This is a genomic window from Archangium violaceum (genome assembly GCF_016859125.1).
Lineage (GTDB): Bacteria > Myxococcota > Myxococcia > Myxococcales > Myxococcaceae > Archangium > Archangium violaceum_A.
The window spans coordinates 12,421,514-12,437,503 of sequence record NZ_CP069338.1; the positions used below are offsets into that span (position 1 = coordinate 12,421,514).

The 15,990-nt window shown below is 67.8% G+C and carries 16 protein-coding genes; 7 read left to right on the top strand and 9 right to left on the bottom strand.

All coding sequences use genetic code 11. The features are described 5' to 3' along the window. Positions 1-71 precede the first annotated feature (71 nt). A complete protein-coding gene (locus tag JQX13_RS52455; RefSeq protein ID WP_203406852.1) occupies positions 72-842 on the top strand; it encodes a hypothetical protein in 771 nt (256 codons plus the stop codon). A 101-nt stretch (positions 843-943) separates the two neighbouring features. Here the strand turns inward: JQX13_RS52455 and JQX13_RS52460 are convergent, their stop codons facing one another. Then, positions 944-2,035 (bottom strand): hypothetical protein, encoded by a 1,092-nt coding sequence (locus JQX13_RS52460; RefSeq protein ID WP_203406853.1) that lies wholly within the window; start codon positions 2,033-2,035, stop codon positions 944-946. 728 nt (positions 2,036-2,763) lie between these two features. On the opposite strand from JQX13_RS52460, the gene JQX13_RS55805 reads away from it, so the two are divergent. Continuing rightward, positions 2,764-2,895, top strand: a complete 132-nt coding sequence (locus JQX13_RS55805) for a hypothetical protein (protein WP_275424971.1) — start codon at positions 2,764-2,766, stop codon at positions 2,893-2,895. A gap of 70 nt (positions 2,896-2,965) precedes the next feature. Here JQX13_RS55805 and JQX13_RS52465 read toward each other — a convergent pair whose 3' ends face one another. Beyond that, complete coding sequence (locus JQX13_RS52465) at positions 2,966-3,475, bottom strand: hypothetical protein (RefSeq protein WP_203406854.1); 510 nt, start codon at positions 3,473-3,475, stop codon at positions 2,966-2,968. A gap of 928 nt (positions 3,476-4,403) precedes the next feature. Here JQX13_RS52465 and JQX13_RS52470 point away from each other — a divergent pair. Both JQX13_RS52470 and JQX13_RS52475 read left to right on the top strand, forming a co-directional pair. After that, the gene (locus JQX13_RS52470) at positions 4,404-7,529 is read left to right on the top strand and encodes a tetratricopeptide repeat protein (protein ID WP_203406855.1); all 3,126 of its coding nucleotides are present in this window, start codon (positions 4,404-4,406) and stop codon (positions 7,527-7,529) included. A gap of 59 nt (positions 7,530-7,588) precedes the next feature. Beyond that, a complete protein-coding gene (locus JQX13_RS52475) occupies positions 7,589-8,470 on the top strand; it encodes a sigma factor-like helix-turn-helix DNA-binding protein (protein ID WP_203406856.1) in 882 nt (293 codons plus the stop codon). Positions 8,471-8,607: 137 nt separating this feature from the next. On the opposite strand, the gene JQX13_RS52480 is transcribed toward JQX13_RS52475, so the two are convergent. From JQX13_RS52480 to JQX13_RS52495, 4 genes are all read right to left on the bottom strand, one after another. Next, entirely contained in the window at positions 8,608-9,585 is a 978-nt protein-coding gene (locus JQX13_RS52480) for an NAD(P)-dependent alcohol dehydrogenase (protein WP_203406857.1), read from the bottom strand. After that, positions 9,582-9,815, bottom strand: a complete 234-nt coding sequence (locus JQX13_RS52485; protein WP_275424972.1) for a helix-turn-helix transcriptional regulator — start codon at positions 9,813-9,815, stop codon at positions 9,582-9,584. Before JQX13_RS52485 ends, JQX13_RS52480 begins: the two co-directional genes overlap by 4 nt. Next, positions 9,809-10,237, bottom strand: coding sequence for a hypothetical protein (locus tag JQX13_RS52490; protein WP_203406858.1), 429 nt, complete (start codon positions 10,235-10,237; stop codon positions 9,809-9,811). Before JQX13_RS52490 ends, JQX13_RS52485 begins: the two co-directional genes overlap by 7 nt. A gap of 445 nt (positions 10,238-10,682) precedes the next feature. Then, a complete protein-coding gene (locus JQX13_RS52495) occupies positions 10,683-12,008 on the bottom strand; it encodes an IS701 family transposase (protein ID WP_203406859.1) in 1,326 nt (441 codons plus the stop codon). An 80-nt stretch (positions 12,009-12,088) separates the two neighbouring features. Here JQX13_RS52495 and JQX13_RS55185 point away from each other — a divergent pair, with 80 nt between their 5' ends. After that, on the top strand, positions 12,089-12,571 hold the full coding sequence (locus JQX13_RS55185) for a hypothetical protein (protein WP_239014403.1): 483 nt from the start codon (positions 12,089-12,091) through the stop codon (positions 12,569-12,571). Positions 12,572-12,607: 36 nt separating this feature from the next. On the opposite strand, the gene JQX13_RS52505 is transcribed toward JQX13_RS55185, so the two are convergent. Further along, positions 12,608-13,135: an immunity 42 family protein gene (locus tag JQX13_RS52505; protein WP_203406861.1), complete on the bottom strand. Its 528-nt coding sequence runs from the start codon at positions 13,133-13,135 to the stop codon at positions 12,608-12,610. A 6-nt stretch (positions 13,136-13,141) separates the two neighbouring features. Then, positions 13,142-14,287, bottom strand: coding sequence for a polymorphic toxin-type HINT domain-containing protein (locus JQX13_RS52510; RefSeq protein ID WP_203406862.1), 1,146 nt, complete (start codon positions 14,285-14,287; stop codon positions 13,142-13,144). Positions 14,288-14,566: 279 nt separating this feature from the next. On the opposite strand from JQX13_RS52510, the gene JQX13_RS52515 reads away from it, so the two are divergent. Together JQX13_RS52515 and JQX13_RS55190 are read left to right on the top strand one after the other, a co-directional pair. After that, positions 14,567-14,836 carry a helix-turn-helix domain-containing protein gene (locus JQX13_RS52515; RefSeq protein WP_239014404.1) on the top strand — a complete coding sequence of 90 codons (270 nt, stop codon included), beginning with the start codon at positions 14,567-14,569 and terminating at the stop codon, positions 14,834-14,836. Positions 14,837-15,240: 404 nt separating this feature from the next. Next, a complete protein-coding gene (locus JQX13_RS55190; RefSeq protein ID WP_239014405.1) occupies positions 15,241-15,639 on the top strand; it encodes a transposase in 399 nt (132 codons plus the stop codon). A gap of 29 nt (positions 15,640-15,668) precedes the next feature. Here the strand turns inward: JQX13_RS55190 and JQX13_RS52525 are convergent, their stop codons facing one another. After that, positions 15,669-15,983 carry a DUF4262 domain-containing protein gene (locus JQX13_RS52525; RefSeq protein ID WP_203406863.1) on the bottom strand — a complete coding sequence of 105 codons (315 nt, stop codon included), beginning with the start codon at positions 15,981-15,983 and terminating at the stop codon, positions 15,669-15,671. Between the last annotated feature and the right edge of the window lie 7 nt (positions 15,984-15,990).

Genomic DNA, 15,990 nt, shown 5'->3' on the forward strand with positions numbered 1-15,990 from the left:
GCGCTGGATGGCTTCGGAGCGCATGTCGTCCGGCGCACGACGCATAAACCCTGTTTTTTGAGGAGCAAGAAATGCTGGAACTTCGCAAGGGGCTGATGTTGCTGTCGGTGGGGGCCGTGTCGCTGTGGGGCTGCGGTCCAGAGGAGGCGGTTGAGGAGTCCCCGGAGGCAGCGCCGCTGGCCGTCAGTGAGCAGGCGCTGAACAGCAGCGGCGCCTTCGACTGGAGCCAGGGCTGGGTTGCGACCCCGATGGGCTCCTCTGCGGATCGTGTCTGCTATCTGTCGCGGATGACGGGCAACTTCGAGGGCGAGCTGGAGTATCTCCATGCGTTCGTGTCTGGTGGCTCCTGGTACCTGGCGGGCAGTTCCGCCCAAAAGGAGGTCTCCGGCTCGGCCCACTGCGCGTATACCTCCAGCGGCTCGTACTCGGGCGAATACTCCTGGAGCCAGGACCAGAGCTATCCGACGTACCTGGGGTCCGCCACTGGCAGGGTGTGCTTCCTGACGCGTGTGGCGGGCAAGTTCGAGGGCGCGGGCGAGTGGGTGCACGTCTACACCAGCGGCGGCTCCTGGTACCTCACCGGCAGCTCGGAGCAGCATGGGCTGTCAGCGAGCGCGCGCTGCGTGAATGTCTCGTCCTACAGCAACGAGTATTCCTGGTACCAGGGGCAGCTCTCCACGAACATGGGCACCACGTCCGCCCGCTCCTGCGCGCTGACGTTCGTGTCCGGCAGGTTCCAGGGCGGAGGCGAGCAGATCTCCATCTCCCAGAGTGACGGCTACTGGTTCCTGGGTGGCAGATCCGCCCAGAACAGCGTCCAGGCCCGCTCGCGCTGCTTCTGAGCCGCTGAAGGTGTCAAAGGACTCGTATTCGAGCTTACCCATTTTTTATCTCTTTCGAGTTCTTTGACACCATCTCGGGCTTCCTCCCTTGCAGAGGGCTCCTACCGGCACGTCCCGCCGCCCGGGCTCCGACACATGAGCCCACTGCCGATGGCTTCCATGGGATGGAGGCCGAGCGCTTCACCTGACGAGAGCTCGAAGAGGAACAGCCGGGTCGTGTTCGTGGCACGGTCCGGCCCCAGGATGATGAGGCGACCATCGTCGGTGGCATGCATGCCTTGAATCCAATCATCGTATCCCTGGAGTGGAAGCTCTTGCGGCGCTTCCGCCTGGCCCAGCCGGGCCGTCAGGATCTCCCCTGCCACATGCCGGGCGAAGTACCCCTGGTCACCCCGCACCGCCATGTGGCTCGCATGGAGCCGGGTGTCCAGCAGGCACGAGGCCTCACGCCGGGCCGCGGCTTCGAAGGAATCGAACTGGGCGAGTGCCCCCAGCAGAGAAGTATTCTTGCCGTCGTAGTCGAGCAGGAGCAGGAGCCCTTCCCGGTGGGTGGAGACGGCCTGACACGCGATGGGGGCAATGTCCACGCTACCATCCACGAGGGAGACGCGGGCCAGGCCTCGCTCGCGGATACAGGCGTAGGTGTAATCGCCCTGCCATGCCCATGAAGAGACGGAGGAGAGATTCGAGAGCTGGGCTGGCACGCCGGAGGAGCAGATCCGTCCGCTGTCGAGACCGAGCACGGTGGGCATGCCGCCGTTCAGGGTCAGGCAGTACGCCGACTCCGAGGCGAACTCAGCGCAAGCCGCGGGCAGCATGGGCTCCTGGCGGTCCGACACCGTGTGCGGAGGCCGCACCGCCCCTGGCTCGTCCACCTCGAAGCTGGCCGCCTCAGAGCAGCCGCGGAAAGACGTGAGTTCACGGCCCACGTGAGCCTCGACGGCATCCACGAGCTGGGTCGTCGTATAGGCCGGCCACTCATAGCCAAAGGCGCCAAGATAGCTTCCCGTCTGCTCATGGCTGAGGATCTCCACGGGGATGCCCGCGGGGGCCGTGACGGTCTGCACATGGTATCCACTCACGACGATGCGCTCCACGGTGGCCCCCGGCTCGACCTGCACGGTCCATGAGGTTTCATTGTAGGCGGCCAGCACGAGCACCGAGGAACCAGAGCGCTTGACCCGCACCTGCACGCGCTGCTTACCATCCGTTCCCTCTACACCCTTATGAGCATAGATGATGTGGAGCTGCGGTCCCTCCCCGCTGCGGTGCTCGTAGTGGCTATAGCGCCCCTCCCCGCAGTCATGGACGCCGTCCGCGTTGCCACCTTCCGCTGTCCCCCGGGCCGCAAGTGGCGGGAGGCGGGTGCTGGGGTTGGACGAAGGGCACCACGCTCCGCCGGAACCTCCATCAGGTGCCGAGGCGCCTCCGTCCGGTGAACGAGCCCCACAGAAGGATTCCCCTGCATCAGGGGCAGGGCCGCCCGCATCCACCGGAGCGCCCGCATCCACCGGAGCGCCCGCATCCACCGGAGCGCCTGCGTCAGGAGAGGAAGAGCCTCCATCGGGTGGACGGGGTTGCACGACACAACCCGCGAATAACAGTCCACAGAGTAACAGCACGCGGAACGAATGAGACCTACGACCAGCTTCCATGGGTGCCTCGATGAGAGGACGGTGCAAGGCACCGACCTCTGTTGGGGTTTGCACCGTCTTCAGAAGCGCGCGTTTTGAAAGGTTACGACGGGAACCGTCACGATCGTGTCAAGCTTTACTCCTTCGCGAGCTGCCCGCGCCGGGCACTCCACAGCGCCAGGCTGATTCCCGTGGCCCCGAGGGCGAAAGGGTCGTGATCCTGTCTCCTCCCGCTCAATGACCCGGGCGCCTACACACAGGAGTCGCTCAGGGTCTTCCTGGATGGGGTGGAGCTTGCGCCGGGCGGGTCCACGTGGAGCCTGACGAGCGAGGGATTGCGCTTCGCGGGCACCGCGTGCGAGCAGCTCCAGGAGGCCACGAGGGAGGATCCGGTGCGCCTCGAGGTGCGGTTGCGCTGAGACCTCAACTCCTCCACCGGCTGCTGCAAGCAACCCCAGGTGCTCGAAACTCCCTCGCTCCCCTTCCCCGCTACCTCAACAGCCGCGGCCACCAGCGCCAGGCGCACTGATCCGCGGCGGGGATGGCCAGTTGGAGCTGCTGGATGACCGTCCCATCCAGGGCAATGCCGGGCCGACTGAGGCAAGTGCCCGCGCCGAAGGGCAGCGTGAGCTCGCCACAGTCCGTCCCATCACTGGAGAAGAGCCGGATGGACTCCCGGCAGCCAGAGCCCTCGACGAGCGTGGGCGGTGGCACCAGGGCGTAGGCCCGGCCATTGCGGATGCGGTACAGGTCGGAGCCGGGATGAGCCGCCAGCCACGCCGGGGCTGGAAGCGCCTCCGACTCCCCACCGGGGAACCACAGCACCCACTCCCCTTCGACACGAAGCGCCAATCCGCCCCCCACCAGCGGCTCGAGGACCAGGGAAGGCGCGTTCGCGGGAACCGGCACCGCGAAGGGCTCGGTGAGCGCATCTCCGTCTTGCCGCAGCCACTGCCCTACCCAGGTGTCGCGCCCGGGCTCCCGCAGCAGGAGGAGCACGCGCCCCCGCGTGTCGACCCCAGCGATGGCTGAAAAGGACGTTCGCCCTGGATGTGTTCGCGTGCTTGAGGTGTGGAGGCAGGCGGCGGGTGTTGGCGTACGTGAAGGGAGCAGGAGGGGTGAGAGCGATTGTGAAGAACCTGGGCCTGCCCACGGCAGGTGTGAGGCTGGCCCCGGCGCGCGGGCCCCTCCACGCCTCGTGGTGTTGAAGCTCAAGCCGCCACAGCCAGCCAAGAGAGCCAGGCACCTGCCGCGCCCCTCCTGGGAATGCGGCTGGGCTGGGCTGGCGTGTGTCTGCTGGAGATGAAAGGCTTCTGCGCCGGCTCGGCGTGCGGCTCATGGGCTCCCCGTCATGGAGGTCAGCCAGCCGCTCCGGGGGCGGGCCGGGGAAGCCTCGCGGCTCGTGCTCCTGAATCCGCGGGAGGAGGACGCCTCGTCCCCGCGCCTCGCATCGTAAGAGGCCCCTCAGACCCGCCGCACCTATTGGAGGCGGCGGGAATCGAAACCGCCGCCGAAAGTGCAAGTGATTGACGGTATCTCGCAAGGCAGGTCCGACAAACGCCATCCAACAAGACGTGTCAGGCAATTCGACACCTCGAGTTCCCCTCCCAACGCGAGACAAATGGCAAGGCCCCATTGCGTCCACTTCGACATGGACGGCCTTCCTTTCTTGCCACAACGCGACAATCACCATCCCGGGAGCGCCTCGCGCCTTGATGCGCGCAACCGCCACCTCGTCAATGAGGTGAGGTCCTTCCCATGGGGACGGGGCATGAGTTCGAAGCCCGCCGTGCGGCGCGCGACCTTGATGCCCCCGGCAACCACTCCTCGCCGCTTCCCCGCCCCCTCGCCAACCCGCCTTCCTCGTTTCAACCGGGTCTTCGGGTGAAGTATATTTACGGATTTCTGCGGCCTTACGGTTATTCGCATGACTCCGTGCCCTGACGAGAACGAGCTGCTGGAGTGGGAGCAGGGGCGCCTGTCCGCGGACGCCGTGGCCCGGCTCGAGGCCCACCTGGATGGGTGCGCGGCATGCAGCACGGTGGTGGCGGGACTCAGGAGTGGAGGGGCCCTGTCCGCGGAGGGCCTGGAGCCCCTGGCGCCGCTCGGTCCGCCGGGGCCCGGGGAGCGCGTGGGGCGCTACGTGCTGCTGCGCCGCGTGGGCGAGGGGGGCATGGGGGTCGTCTTCGCCGCGTATGACCCGGACCTGGCCCGGGAGGTGGCGCTCAAGCTGCTCAAGCCCGGGGCGGTGGCGGACGCGGAGGCGCGCGGGCGGCTGGTGCGCGAGGCCCAGGCGCTGGCCCGGCTGTCCCATCCGAACGTCGTCATCGTGCATGACGTGGGCCAGGACGACGACACCGTCTTCCTCGCCATGGAGCTGGTGCGAGGGCGGACGCTGCGCCACTGGCTCGCGGAGGCACCGCGGCCGTGGCGCGAGGTGCTCTCCCGCTTCCTCCTGGCGGGCCAGGGGCTGGCCGCAGCGCACGCGGTGGGGCTGGTGCACCGCGACTTCAAGCCGGACAACGTGCTGCTGGGCGACGACGGCCAGGTGCGCGTCACCGACTTCGGCCTCGCGCGCGCGGGGCCCACGCCCCTGGCCCCACCGGAGCCATGGGCCGGGGAGGACCCCGCCCGGGAGACCCCTCCCCCACCGCGGGGAGGCGACACCCTCACCGGCGTCCGGCTGGGCACGCCCGCGTACATGTCCCCGGAGCAGTGGCGGGGCCTGCGCGCGGACGCGCGCAGCGACCAGTTCAGCTTCTGCGTCGCGCTGTACGAGGCCCTCTTCGGCCAGCGGCCCTTCGCGGGTGACACGGTGGAGGAGCGAGCCCGGGCCCTGCGCGAGGGACGGGTGACGCCGCCGCCCCGCGGTTCGGGCGTGCCCGGCGCCGTACGAGACGCCGTGCTGCGGGGCCTGGCCGCCGAGCCGGCCTCGCGCCACCCTACCCTGGACGCGCTTCTCGCCCGGCTCGAGTCCGGCTCTCGCGCGCGCCGCTGGCGCTGGGCGGCGGCGCTGGCCATGGGCGTGGCGGCCAGCGCCGCCGCGGGCTTCGGCCTGGCACGGGGTGACGCCGCGCAGGTGTGCACCGGCTTCGAGGCCCGGCTGGAGGGCACCTGGGACGCGGCGCGCCGGGCCCGGCTGGAGCAGCGCTTCCGTCAGGACTCCCCGCCGGTGCGGGGGGACGCCTTCGAGTCCACCGCGCGGGCGCTGGACGCCTATGCCCAGGCGCTGGTGGCCCAGGAGCGGCAGTCCTGCGAGGACACACGCGTGCGGCAGGCGCAGTCCGAGCGGCTGATGGACCTGCGCGCCGCGTGCCTGGATGGCCGGCGCCAGGCATTGCACGACCTGGTGGAGCTGCTGGAGGGAGGCGAGCGGGAGGCACTCACGCGGGCGTCCGAAGCCGCGCGGCAGCTCCCCTCCCTGGCCGCGTGCGCGGACCGGGACGCGCTCGCCCGCGTGGACCCACTGCCGGAAGCCCCCGAGGCCCGGCGGGAGCTGGCGGCGCTGCGCCGGGAGCTGGACGGGCTGCGCGTGCGGGGCTCGGCCGGGTTCCATGCGCGCGTACTCCCCCGGCTGGAAGAGGTGGTGGCGGCACTGAGGGAGCTGGGGCACCGGCCCACGCTGGCGTGGGCCCTGCTCCTGTTGGGCGAGCTGCGGGGCACCTCCGGGAGCTTCGCCGAGGCGCGCGAGGTGCTGGAGGAGGCGGTGCGCGTGGCGGAGGCCGGGCACGACGACGAGACGGCCGCGCGCGCGTGGAATCGCCTCCTCTATACGGAAGTCCAGGGCATGGGCCTGGCGAAGGAGGCCCAGCGCACCGCGCGCATGGCGGAGGCGGCCCTGGAACGGCTGGGGCCCGAGGCCTCCCTGGAGGTGGCCGCGGAGCTGCGCCGCGTCCGCAGCAGCCTCAGCTACCGGCAGGGCGAGTACGCACGCGCCCTCACGGACGCCAGCGAGGCCCTGTCCCTGCTGGAGCGGGCGCGAGGGCCCCAGGACGTGGCGCTCGCGGATGTCCTGACCGGCATGGGCATGGCCCTCAACGCGCTGGGACGCTACGCGGAGGCGGAGCGGCACTATACGCGCGCCCTCGCGCTGGTGGAGGCGGTGTACGGCCATGAGAACCCGCTGCGCGCGGCGCACCTCAGCAACGTGGCCACCGCGCTGCGGCTCCAGGGAAAGGTGGCCGAGGCGGTGGCGCGCTACGGCGAGGCGCTCGCGCTGGCCGAGCGCGTCCTCGGAGCGGAGCACTCCAGCACCAGCGTGATCCGGGTGAACCTGGGCGACGCGCTCTCGCGACAGGGTCAGCTGGCGGAGGCGCTGCCCCACTACGAGCGCGCCCTGGCCAGCCTGCGCAAGGGCGGAGACAGCGAGCAGCCGCGGGTGGCCAACGTGCTGTTGAGCCTGGGCAATGCCTTGGTGGACCTGGGACAGCTTCCACGGGCGGAGGCGGCCTACCGCGAGGCGCTCGCGCTCCAGGAGGCGCGGCTCGGCCCCCGGCACCCGGACGTGGCCCTGTCGCGCAACAACCTGGGCTCGGTGGCGATGGACGCGGGCCGCCTGCGCGACGCGCGCGCCCACTTCGAGGCGGCACGCGCGCTGTGGGAGGCCACGCTCGGCCCCGGACACCCGAAGGTGGCCAGCGCGCTCTACAACCTGGGGCACGTGGAGCTGCGCCTGGGCAGGGTGCGCCCGGCGCTCGTCCACCTGCGGCGGGCGTTGGAGGTGCGCGAGCAGTCGCTCGGGGTGGAGCACCCCCGGGTGGCGCAGACGCTCGCACTGCTGGGAGAGGCACTGGTGGAGGGTGGCCAACTGCGCGAGGCCCGCGAGCCACTGGAGCGGGCGGTGGCGCTCTCCAAGCGGGTGGAACTGGCCCCGCCCGAGCTGGCCCGGGCACACTTCGCGCTCGCCCGCGTCCTCTGGCAGTCGCACGAGGAGCGGCCCCGGGCGCTCGCCCTGGCTCGGGAGGCCCAGGAGGCCTACGCACGGAGCGCGCCCGCCTACACGCCCCGTGCGCGCGAGGTGCGGTCCTGGCTGTCCGCCCACGGCTCCCCCTGAGCCGGGGCGCCGTGGCTCATTCCCGCCCGCGTGGGTGGGCTTGTCGGTGGAGGTGATGCGTGACGTCCGAGCAGACCGAGTCCTTCCTGTCGCGGGCGCCGCACGCGCTCGTCCCGGCGCTGCGGGCGCTTCCCGGCCTGGAGGAAGCGCTCGCGGGGCTGGTGCGGGAGGCGCGCGAGGCATGGCCGGAGGTGGGCATGGACGCGGGGGCCTTCCTCGCGTACGTGGCGGAGCGGCTGCCCTCCACGGGCGAGGCCCTCGAGGTGCTCGCGAGCCTGCGCGCGGAGGATTTCTTCCTCGCCTTCGCCTGCGTGCGGGGGGAGGCGCGGGCGCTCGAGGCGCTCGACACACACGTGCTGTCCCAGGTGGGGACGTGGCTACCGCGCGAGCAGCCCGCCCTCGTGGACGAGCTGCGGCAGCTGTTGCGCCAGCGGCTGCTGGTCCCGGTGGACGGGGCCCCCCCCAAGCTGGCCTCCTACTCCGGGCGCGGTCCCCTGGGACAGTGGGTGCGGGCCGTGGCGCTGCGGCTCCACATCGACCGGCAGCGCGCCGCGCCGCGCGAGCTGCCCATGGAGAATGCGCCGGTGGCGCTGGCGGAGCGGCTGGGCGCGGACCCCGAGCTGGCCTTCATCCGCGAGCGGCACCAGGAGGACTTCCGCGTGGCCTTCCGCGCCGCGCTGGGCCGGCTGGAGGCCCGGGAGCGCAACCTGCTCCGGCTGCACCACGTGCACGGCCTGTCCATGGACGCGGTGAGCGCCACGTACCAGGCACCCCGCTCCACCGTGGCGCGCTGGATTGCCCGCGCCCGCGAGCGGCTGCTGGCGCTCACCCGCGAGGAGCTGACGGCGCGGCTGGGGCTGACAACCGATGAGCTGGACAGCCTGCTGCGCCTGGTGCGCAGCCAGCTCGACGTCAGCCTGCGTCAACTCATGGCGGACTGATTCTTTTCGGCTCCGCGTGGGACGCCCGCCACCTTTCTCCGTCCTTGAAAGAATGCGTCCGTCGTTCCAACCGAGGGAGGGCATCGGGAGGCGCGCCACGGAGGGGTGAACACGTTCGTGTTGGACGTGTTCGCCCCTCACGCCTCGGCGCAGGTGACGACGATCTTCCCCCGTGCGCGACCGCTTTCGAGATGGCGAACGGCTTCGCGGCCTTCGCTCAGCGGGTACTTCCTGTCGATGATCGGCATGACCTTGCCGGCCTCGATGAGCTCCTTCAAGACCTCCAGGTCCTCCTTGCGAGCCACCGAGGCCAACATTCGAAGCTTGTGGCTCACGAACGGTGCGAGCATGAGCGCCCTGAGTTGACGGTCGATACCTCCGAACCACCGCCCTCCTCCTTCTCCTCCAACGATCACGAGGGTCCCCCTGGGAGTGAGCGCACGACGGAGAAGAGACAGCTCACGGTTCCCCGCGGTGTCGAGGATGAGCTCATAACGCTGCCCCATCTCCGCGAAGTCCTGACGCGTGTAGTCGATGACATCGTCCGCCCCGAGCGAGCGGACCAGCTCCACCTTCGAGGTGCTGCACACGCCAGTGACATGCGCTCCGAACGCCTTGGCCAGCTGCACCGCGAACAATCCCACGCCGCCGGCCGCGCCGATGATCAAGACCTTCTGCCCCGGGCGTACCTTCCCCTGGTCGCGCAGCGCCTGCAGGGCGGTGATGGCGGAGGTGGGGACGGCCGCGGCCTGCTCGAACGTGAGGTTGGACGGCTTGTGCAGGAGCCTGTCCTCCCGAGCACACGCGTACTCGGCGAGAGCGCCGTCGCAGGTGCCGAACACCTCGTCGCCCGGCTGGAACCGCGTCACGCCCTTGCCGACCGCCTCGACGCGCCCCGAGACGTCCATCCCGCGAACGGACATTCTCGGACCACGCAATCCAAAGCCGAGGCGCAGCAGGTACGGCATTCCGGTCATCAGGTGCCAGTCACCGATGTGGAGAGAGGCCGCGTGGACGCGCAGGAGCACCTGGCGCTCCCCGACCACGGGCTTGTCGATGTCTCGGAGATGCAGAACGTCGGACGAGCCATACGTGTCCTGGACGATTGCCTTCATGGTTCCTGCCCTTCACTGTCGGAGTATTGGAACACCTGTTCGAGCGGGACCTTGAATACCCGCGCGATCTGGAACGCCATCTCGAGCGAAGGCGAGTAGCGGCCTTGTTCGATGGCGATGATGGTCTGCCGGGTCACGCCGATACGCTGCGCCAGCTCGGACTGGGTCATCTCCCCGTGTGCGAATCGGAGCGCGCGCAGGGTGTTCGTGATGTGGGTTCGCTTCACCACGGATGAAAGCCCAGGCGGTAGGCCACGATCTTCGTCGCGGACCCGAGGAGCGATGACAGGACGAACGCCAGGTAGATCGCATTGGCGATCCAGAAGTGATTCAGCTCGGCCATCGCCATGACGAGCGCCGCCACTCCGCCAATGATGACGAAGGATTGGCCGACGTACTCGCCGAACCGATTGATTTCCCTGTCGCGCTGGTCCTTCTGGCCCGCCTCCTTCGGAGAGACGATCGTGACCGCGATGTGAAGCACGATCGACGCCACGATCGCGGAGCCGATGTTCCACAGCAACGTCGCGACGTACGCGACCTCGGTGAGCGGAGTGTTCTCGGAGCGCCCCACGATGATGAAGACGTACGCCGAGTACGCGACGAGCGTGACCACCGCCATGATCCACGCGCGCTTCTCTTCGGATGTCATGCCCGCCCCCATGCGGAAGAAATCCACGGGTCCAAGACGTAATGTATCTTTGACATGACGTCAAGAATCTTTGACTCAGACTCGACTTTCGCCATTTTTCACTACAGTTGAAAATCAACTACCTGGGCTGAGAGGTGCGCTTGCGGTAGTGGCAGAGCCTGGCAATAGCTTGGTGACGGCGTCGCCAAAAGCTCCAGTGGAGCGAGAATGTGATTGGGTGCGTGCACCGGACCATGTGGAACACCGATTCCGGGGCAAGTGGAACACTGATTCCGGAGCAAGTGGAACGCCCATTCCGGCCATGTGGAACACCGATTCCGGGCAAGTGGAACACACCCGGGAGGTAGGCACCGGGATGGGCGACACAGTGGAGCGTTGACGGTGCTGGACGAGCCGCCGCCTCTGACTCGACTTTCGCCATTTTGGGCCGGCCGAGCCGCTCGGTTCATGCGGATTTCGGCTGAGGCCGTGAAGTGGGCTCATTTAAACTGGCGAGAAGAAGATGTGGGTTCACCCAGTCCGTGGAAGCAAGCGTGCGCTGGGCCAGGCGAAGAATGTCGGCGAAGCTGACGGTGTGTTTGGTGCGGTACCAGGGACGGATGGGCAGTCCCATCTGAGAGGTGTCCAACCCCACCTCCATGTGCCAGAGCACCAGGAGGGTGTAGCACATGGCCACCCAAGGTGCCGTTCGCAGCACCGCCAGGGGAGAACGCGCTCGCGAGGAGGAGAAGCCCAGCAGTTGCTTGAGGTCGCGGAAGAGCACCTCGATGCCCCAACAGCGGGCATAGCATTCAATGACCTGACGAGCGGTGCGGCTCGCGTCGGTGCAGAAGAAGACGCGCAGGGGCAGTTCCCCACGAAGTTCCTTGACGATGACGATTTTGAGCAGTGTTTTCCCAGAGGGACGAGACCAGCGTGCCACCAATTCCTTGTACTGCACCTGCGTCGGCTTGCCGTACAGGGTGAGCGTCATGGACAGCCAGGGGAGTTTTTTGTCCCGGGCAAGCTTCTCGGGTTTGGGCAGGGGGATGTCCTTGGTCAGCGGGCGTCCTGTGACCGGCGAGCGGCACTTGCGCATACGCGGACGGTGCAGCGAAGCATCCGCGCGCATGGCCCCCACGAAGACAACACCCTGTGGTAGGTGGCGCAGTACCTCCCGGCAGGCATAGGCGGAGTCAGCCACCAACTCCATCGGCTTGTCAGGTAACCAGCGCGACACCTGCTCTACCAACAGGCGCGCCAACTGCGTCTTCGTCAGGTGGTTGTCCCCGCTTTTCTGGCAGTCGGCCTGGGTCCGGTACAGACGCATGAGGACGGGCAGGGCCCAGAGCCTCGCGGAGAAAGGGACGGGGACGAGCACGGTCAGTACGACCCAGACATGGCCGAAGGCGAGCACGCCCCTGCGTCGTGTCGAGCGCACCGGGTCGAGGTGCACCCCCAGGCCGAAGACCTTGGGCCCCTTGTGGGTGCTCAAGGTGTCGTCGAGTGCCAGGAGCAAAGGCCCCGGCGTGAGTGCCACCAGCCTCAGCAAGAGCAGGCGACCCACCTGGTCGAGGCTCCAGCGAGCTCGCGAGAAGAAGCGGTGGAAGGCCGCGTGGTGGTGCACACCGGACACGCCCGCGTTCACCAGGGACTCGGTGACGGCGTGCACCCCCCGGGTGCTCACCCAGCCAGCAAACAGGGTGAGGAAGCGGCAGAACGAGGGCTGCGTGAAAACGGGACGCAGGAGCAGAAGTAACGGCAGCAGCGTGTTGATGGAAGGGGCGGTCATCGTGTACTGGACGGGAGAAGTCTTGGTCGACCTCACAACCCGTCCGGTAGCCGTCTCTTCCCTTCTGCTCCGTCGCTCCCTTGCTCGCCCTCCTCAAAATGGCGAAAGTCGAGTCTGACGAGGCCAGGGCCACCTCGGCCAGCAACTCCGGGGCCGTCTTCTGCGTGGACTCGGTGCTGGCGGTGCACTCGGAGAAGATGCTGGAGAGGATACGGTCCACGTTGTCCATCAGCCTGAGAGGAAAGGCATTGGGCGTGGAGGGCGTGGCATGCATCGGCCACGGGAATGTCATTCAGTCCGCAGGCCTCGAGCACGCAGCGCACGTGGCGCAGGGCCTTGCCCGGGTAGCCGGCACCACTGTTGGTGACGGCGACCGCGGCGAGCCGCAGACTGCCGCGTTTGTGCTCCTGGCACAGGTACGCGAGCGAGACGATGTCGTCATAGTCCGAGTCCACGTCCGCGATGACGGGCACGGGAGTAGAACCGCAGGAGGTGAGCAGCAGCAGTGTGACGAGCGCAGCGGACTGACGATGGATGTCGAAGAGCTCACTCTGGATGCTTGAGACATCCTCGAAAGAAGGTGTCGAGGCAATGAGCTTTCACGAGCGAGATGTCTTCAGTTCTCGTTCGTAGAGCTGGTCGAGCCGTTCGTACGCTTCCCGAAGGACGCGGTCGAACTCTCCCCGGGTGAGATTCACTTCACGAACCGTGTCTCCTCCCTGGGGCCTGCCGAAGACCAGCCGCGCCGTCGACGCCGCGTCCACGAGGAAGACCCGCCAGGAATCGAAGACATCCACATGCTGCGGGCAGACGTAGAACCGCGCCCACATCTCGTCCATGGCCCGCTGCTCGTCCGGCGATGGCTCGCTTCCGTGGAGCGCCGCGTTCAAACGCCGGAACAATTCCGCCCCGGGGAGCGCCGCCAGTTCGGGATGCTCCCGCTTGCCTGAGTCCTTGACGATGGACGTGAGGCGGAAGAGCACGACGTTCAGGGTGGTCCCGGATTCGTAGTCTCCTACGCGCTCGCCACCCACCCAATAGCAGAATCGACCCAACAGCCATTCCCGCTCGTGGTGCTCATCGAGCTCGAACTCGACGGCGAAACGCGATGGATCTCCGATGATCATGTTGGGTCATTGCCCCAGTTGCCGCACGATGGCGCCTGGAAGCTCGGAGGGTTTGAAGATTCCATTGAAGTGCACGCCGCCCGTATTGTCCGAAGAGAAGCGGTAGATCTCCCCCTTCTCGTTCTTGCCGAAATAGACCCCCATGTCGGTTCGGACCGACCTGTCATAGACCTCCCTGGCATCCGCGGGCTCCGGCGTCTTGCGGACGTTGAAGTTGGGGCTCCTGGGGTCATGCGCGGAACTGGGCCTGTACTCGGGCTTCACTCGCGCGGCGACGGCATCGGGGTGATACGGACTGTCCTTCAGCGCCGGAGAGAGCGTCTGACCCGGCCCGCACGTGTTGTGCACGAGCACCGCGGGGGTGTCGGAGTCCGGCGCGGAGATGAGGTAGTTGTGCGTGCCCTCCACCTCGAGGTTGTGAACGATGAACCCGCCATGGCGTTTGGAGGACGCCACAACGCGAGCAAGCGAGCCATCCGACGTGTGGAGCACGGTGCCCGGTTCGAGCTCGCCCATGTCCACGTACTCGCCGCGTGCCGGAACGAAGAAGGGATGCTCGGGCGTGCCGGAGATGACACTCTCGCCACCCGCGTCCTCGTAGTGAACGGACAGGTCGATGAGTGTGTCCGCCGGGCGGGTATAGGTTCGGGCGACGCGGCTGAGGGTATGACCGGTGTTGGCGTACTCCAACCCCCCCGTCGCGGCCAGACGCGTCCGGAAGATCCGACCCTGGAAGACGAAGTTCTCTCCAGGTCGCACCGCCGTCAGGCCGCAGTGCCGCGTCTGGGCCCCCAGCACCCGGACGATGTCCGTGTCCGAGGGATCGCGCAGGTGGGGTCCTCGCGAGAAGGCGCGATCCGCCTCCGCCAGGAGGCGCACGTCCACATCCTTCACCCACTCGAGGATCCGCGCACCGGTTCGCACGCGCAGCAGCCGCCCCTCGTGGAGGACTTCGCCTCCGGCCGGGACTTCACGCAGGCGCACCTCTCGCCATTCGGCCTGGAGGGTATCGAACACCCGCACCCTGTCGTCCGGACCCGGGACGCGCACCTGGGACGAGGAGTCGTCCGCACGCACGTCCGCGTTGTCTGGTGCACCGAGGCAGCCCGTGGTGAGGAACAGGGCGAACAGAAGGAATCGAAGAGTCGTCATGGTCGGATGAACTCCAGACGCAGCATAGCGGCATGCGCCCAAGGCCCACCATGAAAGGATTCACAATCCCGGTCCACCCTCCCTCTCACTCTCCCAACCCCTGAGACTCCACGAGCATCCAGCCGGACTTCACACGACTGGCGCAGGCAGTGAGCACATAGTGCATGTCCTCCAGCTAGTGGAGTGTCCGACAAGTTTTTCAACATAGTCGAGACCAGCGGGTAAGTTGGGTGGATGAGGAGACGACCGCCGCATCTGCTCCACCTTTCGCCTGGGGAAGTGGCCTACCTCAAGACGCTGGTGGAGGACGGACGTACCGAGCAGCGCGTCGCGCGCCGAGCGCGCGTGCTGCTGGCCATGAGCGACCCGGACATCGTCGTGTCGGAGCTGGCCGACAGACTCGAATTGGAGCGCACCTCCATTTGGAACTTGTGCCGTCGCTACGAAGCGTACGGTGTCGATGTGGTGCTGGATGCACCCCGCTCCGGCCGTCCGCGGGAGCTTTCCCCCCCTGCAGCGAGTGGAGGTAGAGCAGTTGGCGTGTTGTGAGCCGGCGGGCGTCGGCTTGGAGATGACGCACTGGTCCACCCGGAGCCTGGCCCTGGTGGCACGTCAGCGGGGCATTGCGCCCACCATCTCGCACTCCACGGTGGCGCTCATCCTGCACACGCTGACTTGCAGCCGCACCGCACGCGTTACTGGAAGACGCCCACCCTGGACGACACCTTCCGTCACAAAGCGGCCCAGGTGCTGTGGTGCTACGAGCAGGCGCAGCAGTTGGCTCAGAGGGACGAAGTGGTGTTGTGCATGGACGAGAAGCCCAACATCCAGGTGCTGCACGGCGAGCAACCCGCGCGGCCCATGCGGCCTGGCCTCATCGAGCGCCGGGAGTTCGAGTACGTACGGCGCGGCACGGTGAACCTCCTGGCCAAGCTGGTGTGCACTCCGGCCGCATGCGCAGCTGGAACTTGGAGAGAAACAACGGGGACTGCCTACGAGGCGTACTGCCGCAGCTGCTTGGGGACCATCGCGACGCCAGGCGCATCCACCTCATCTGGGACAACGCACCCAGTCACACCGCCAGGCAGACGCACGACTTCCTTCGCACCCACTATCCGCACGTCCGGGTGATTTTCACTCCAGCTCATGCCTCCTGGCTCAATCAGGCGGAGCTGCTGCTACGCGCCTTCTCCGAGCGCTACCTGCAACGAGGGGACTGGGCCGGCCGTGACGAGCTCATCGAGCACCTCGATGCCAGCTGGCCCGAGTACAACCGCCTCTACGCCCACCCCTTCACCTGGTCCTGGACTCGCGCCAAGATGCACTCGTGGGTGGACCGCCACCTGTCCTGACTATGTTGAAAAACTTGTCGGACACCCCACTAGAGCCCGAAGAGGATCCGCTCCGCGTGCCCGTAGTTGCGGAACAGTCCAATCATATAGGCGAACGCGGGCTCCTCCTCATCCTCGGGGATGAGCTGGACGGCCCACCCGGTGTCCCGGATGCGCCGCGCGATGAACTCGTCGGATTCATCGATCATCGTCCAGGGTTGGGAGACGCTCCCCCGCTCCGTCCGATGGCCGTGGCACATGCCCGAGAGAGAGTTGAGGGAGGGGTCTTCCGCCACGACGCGCGCGCCACCGCACCGCCGGAAGAGCGTGCTGTCGGTGCCCTTCGGCGGCCATGACAGGACCATGACGAAA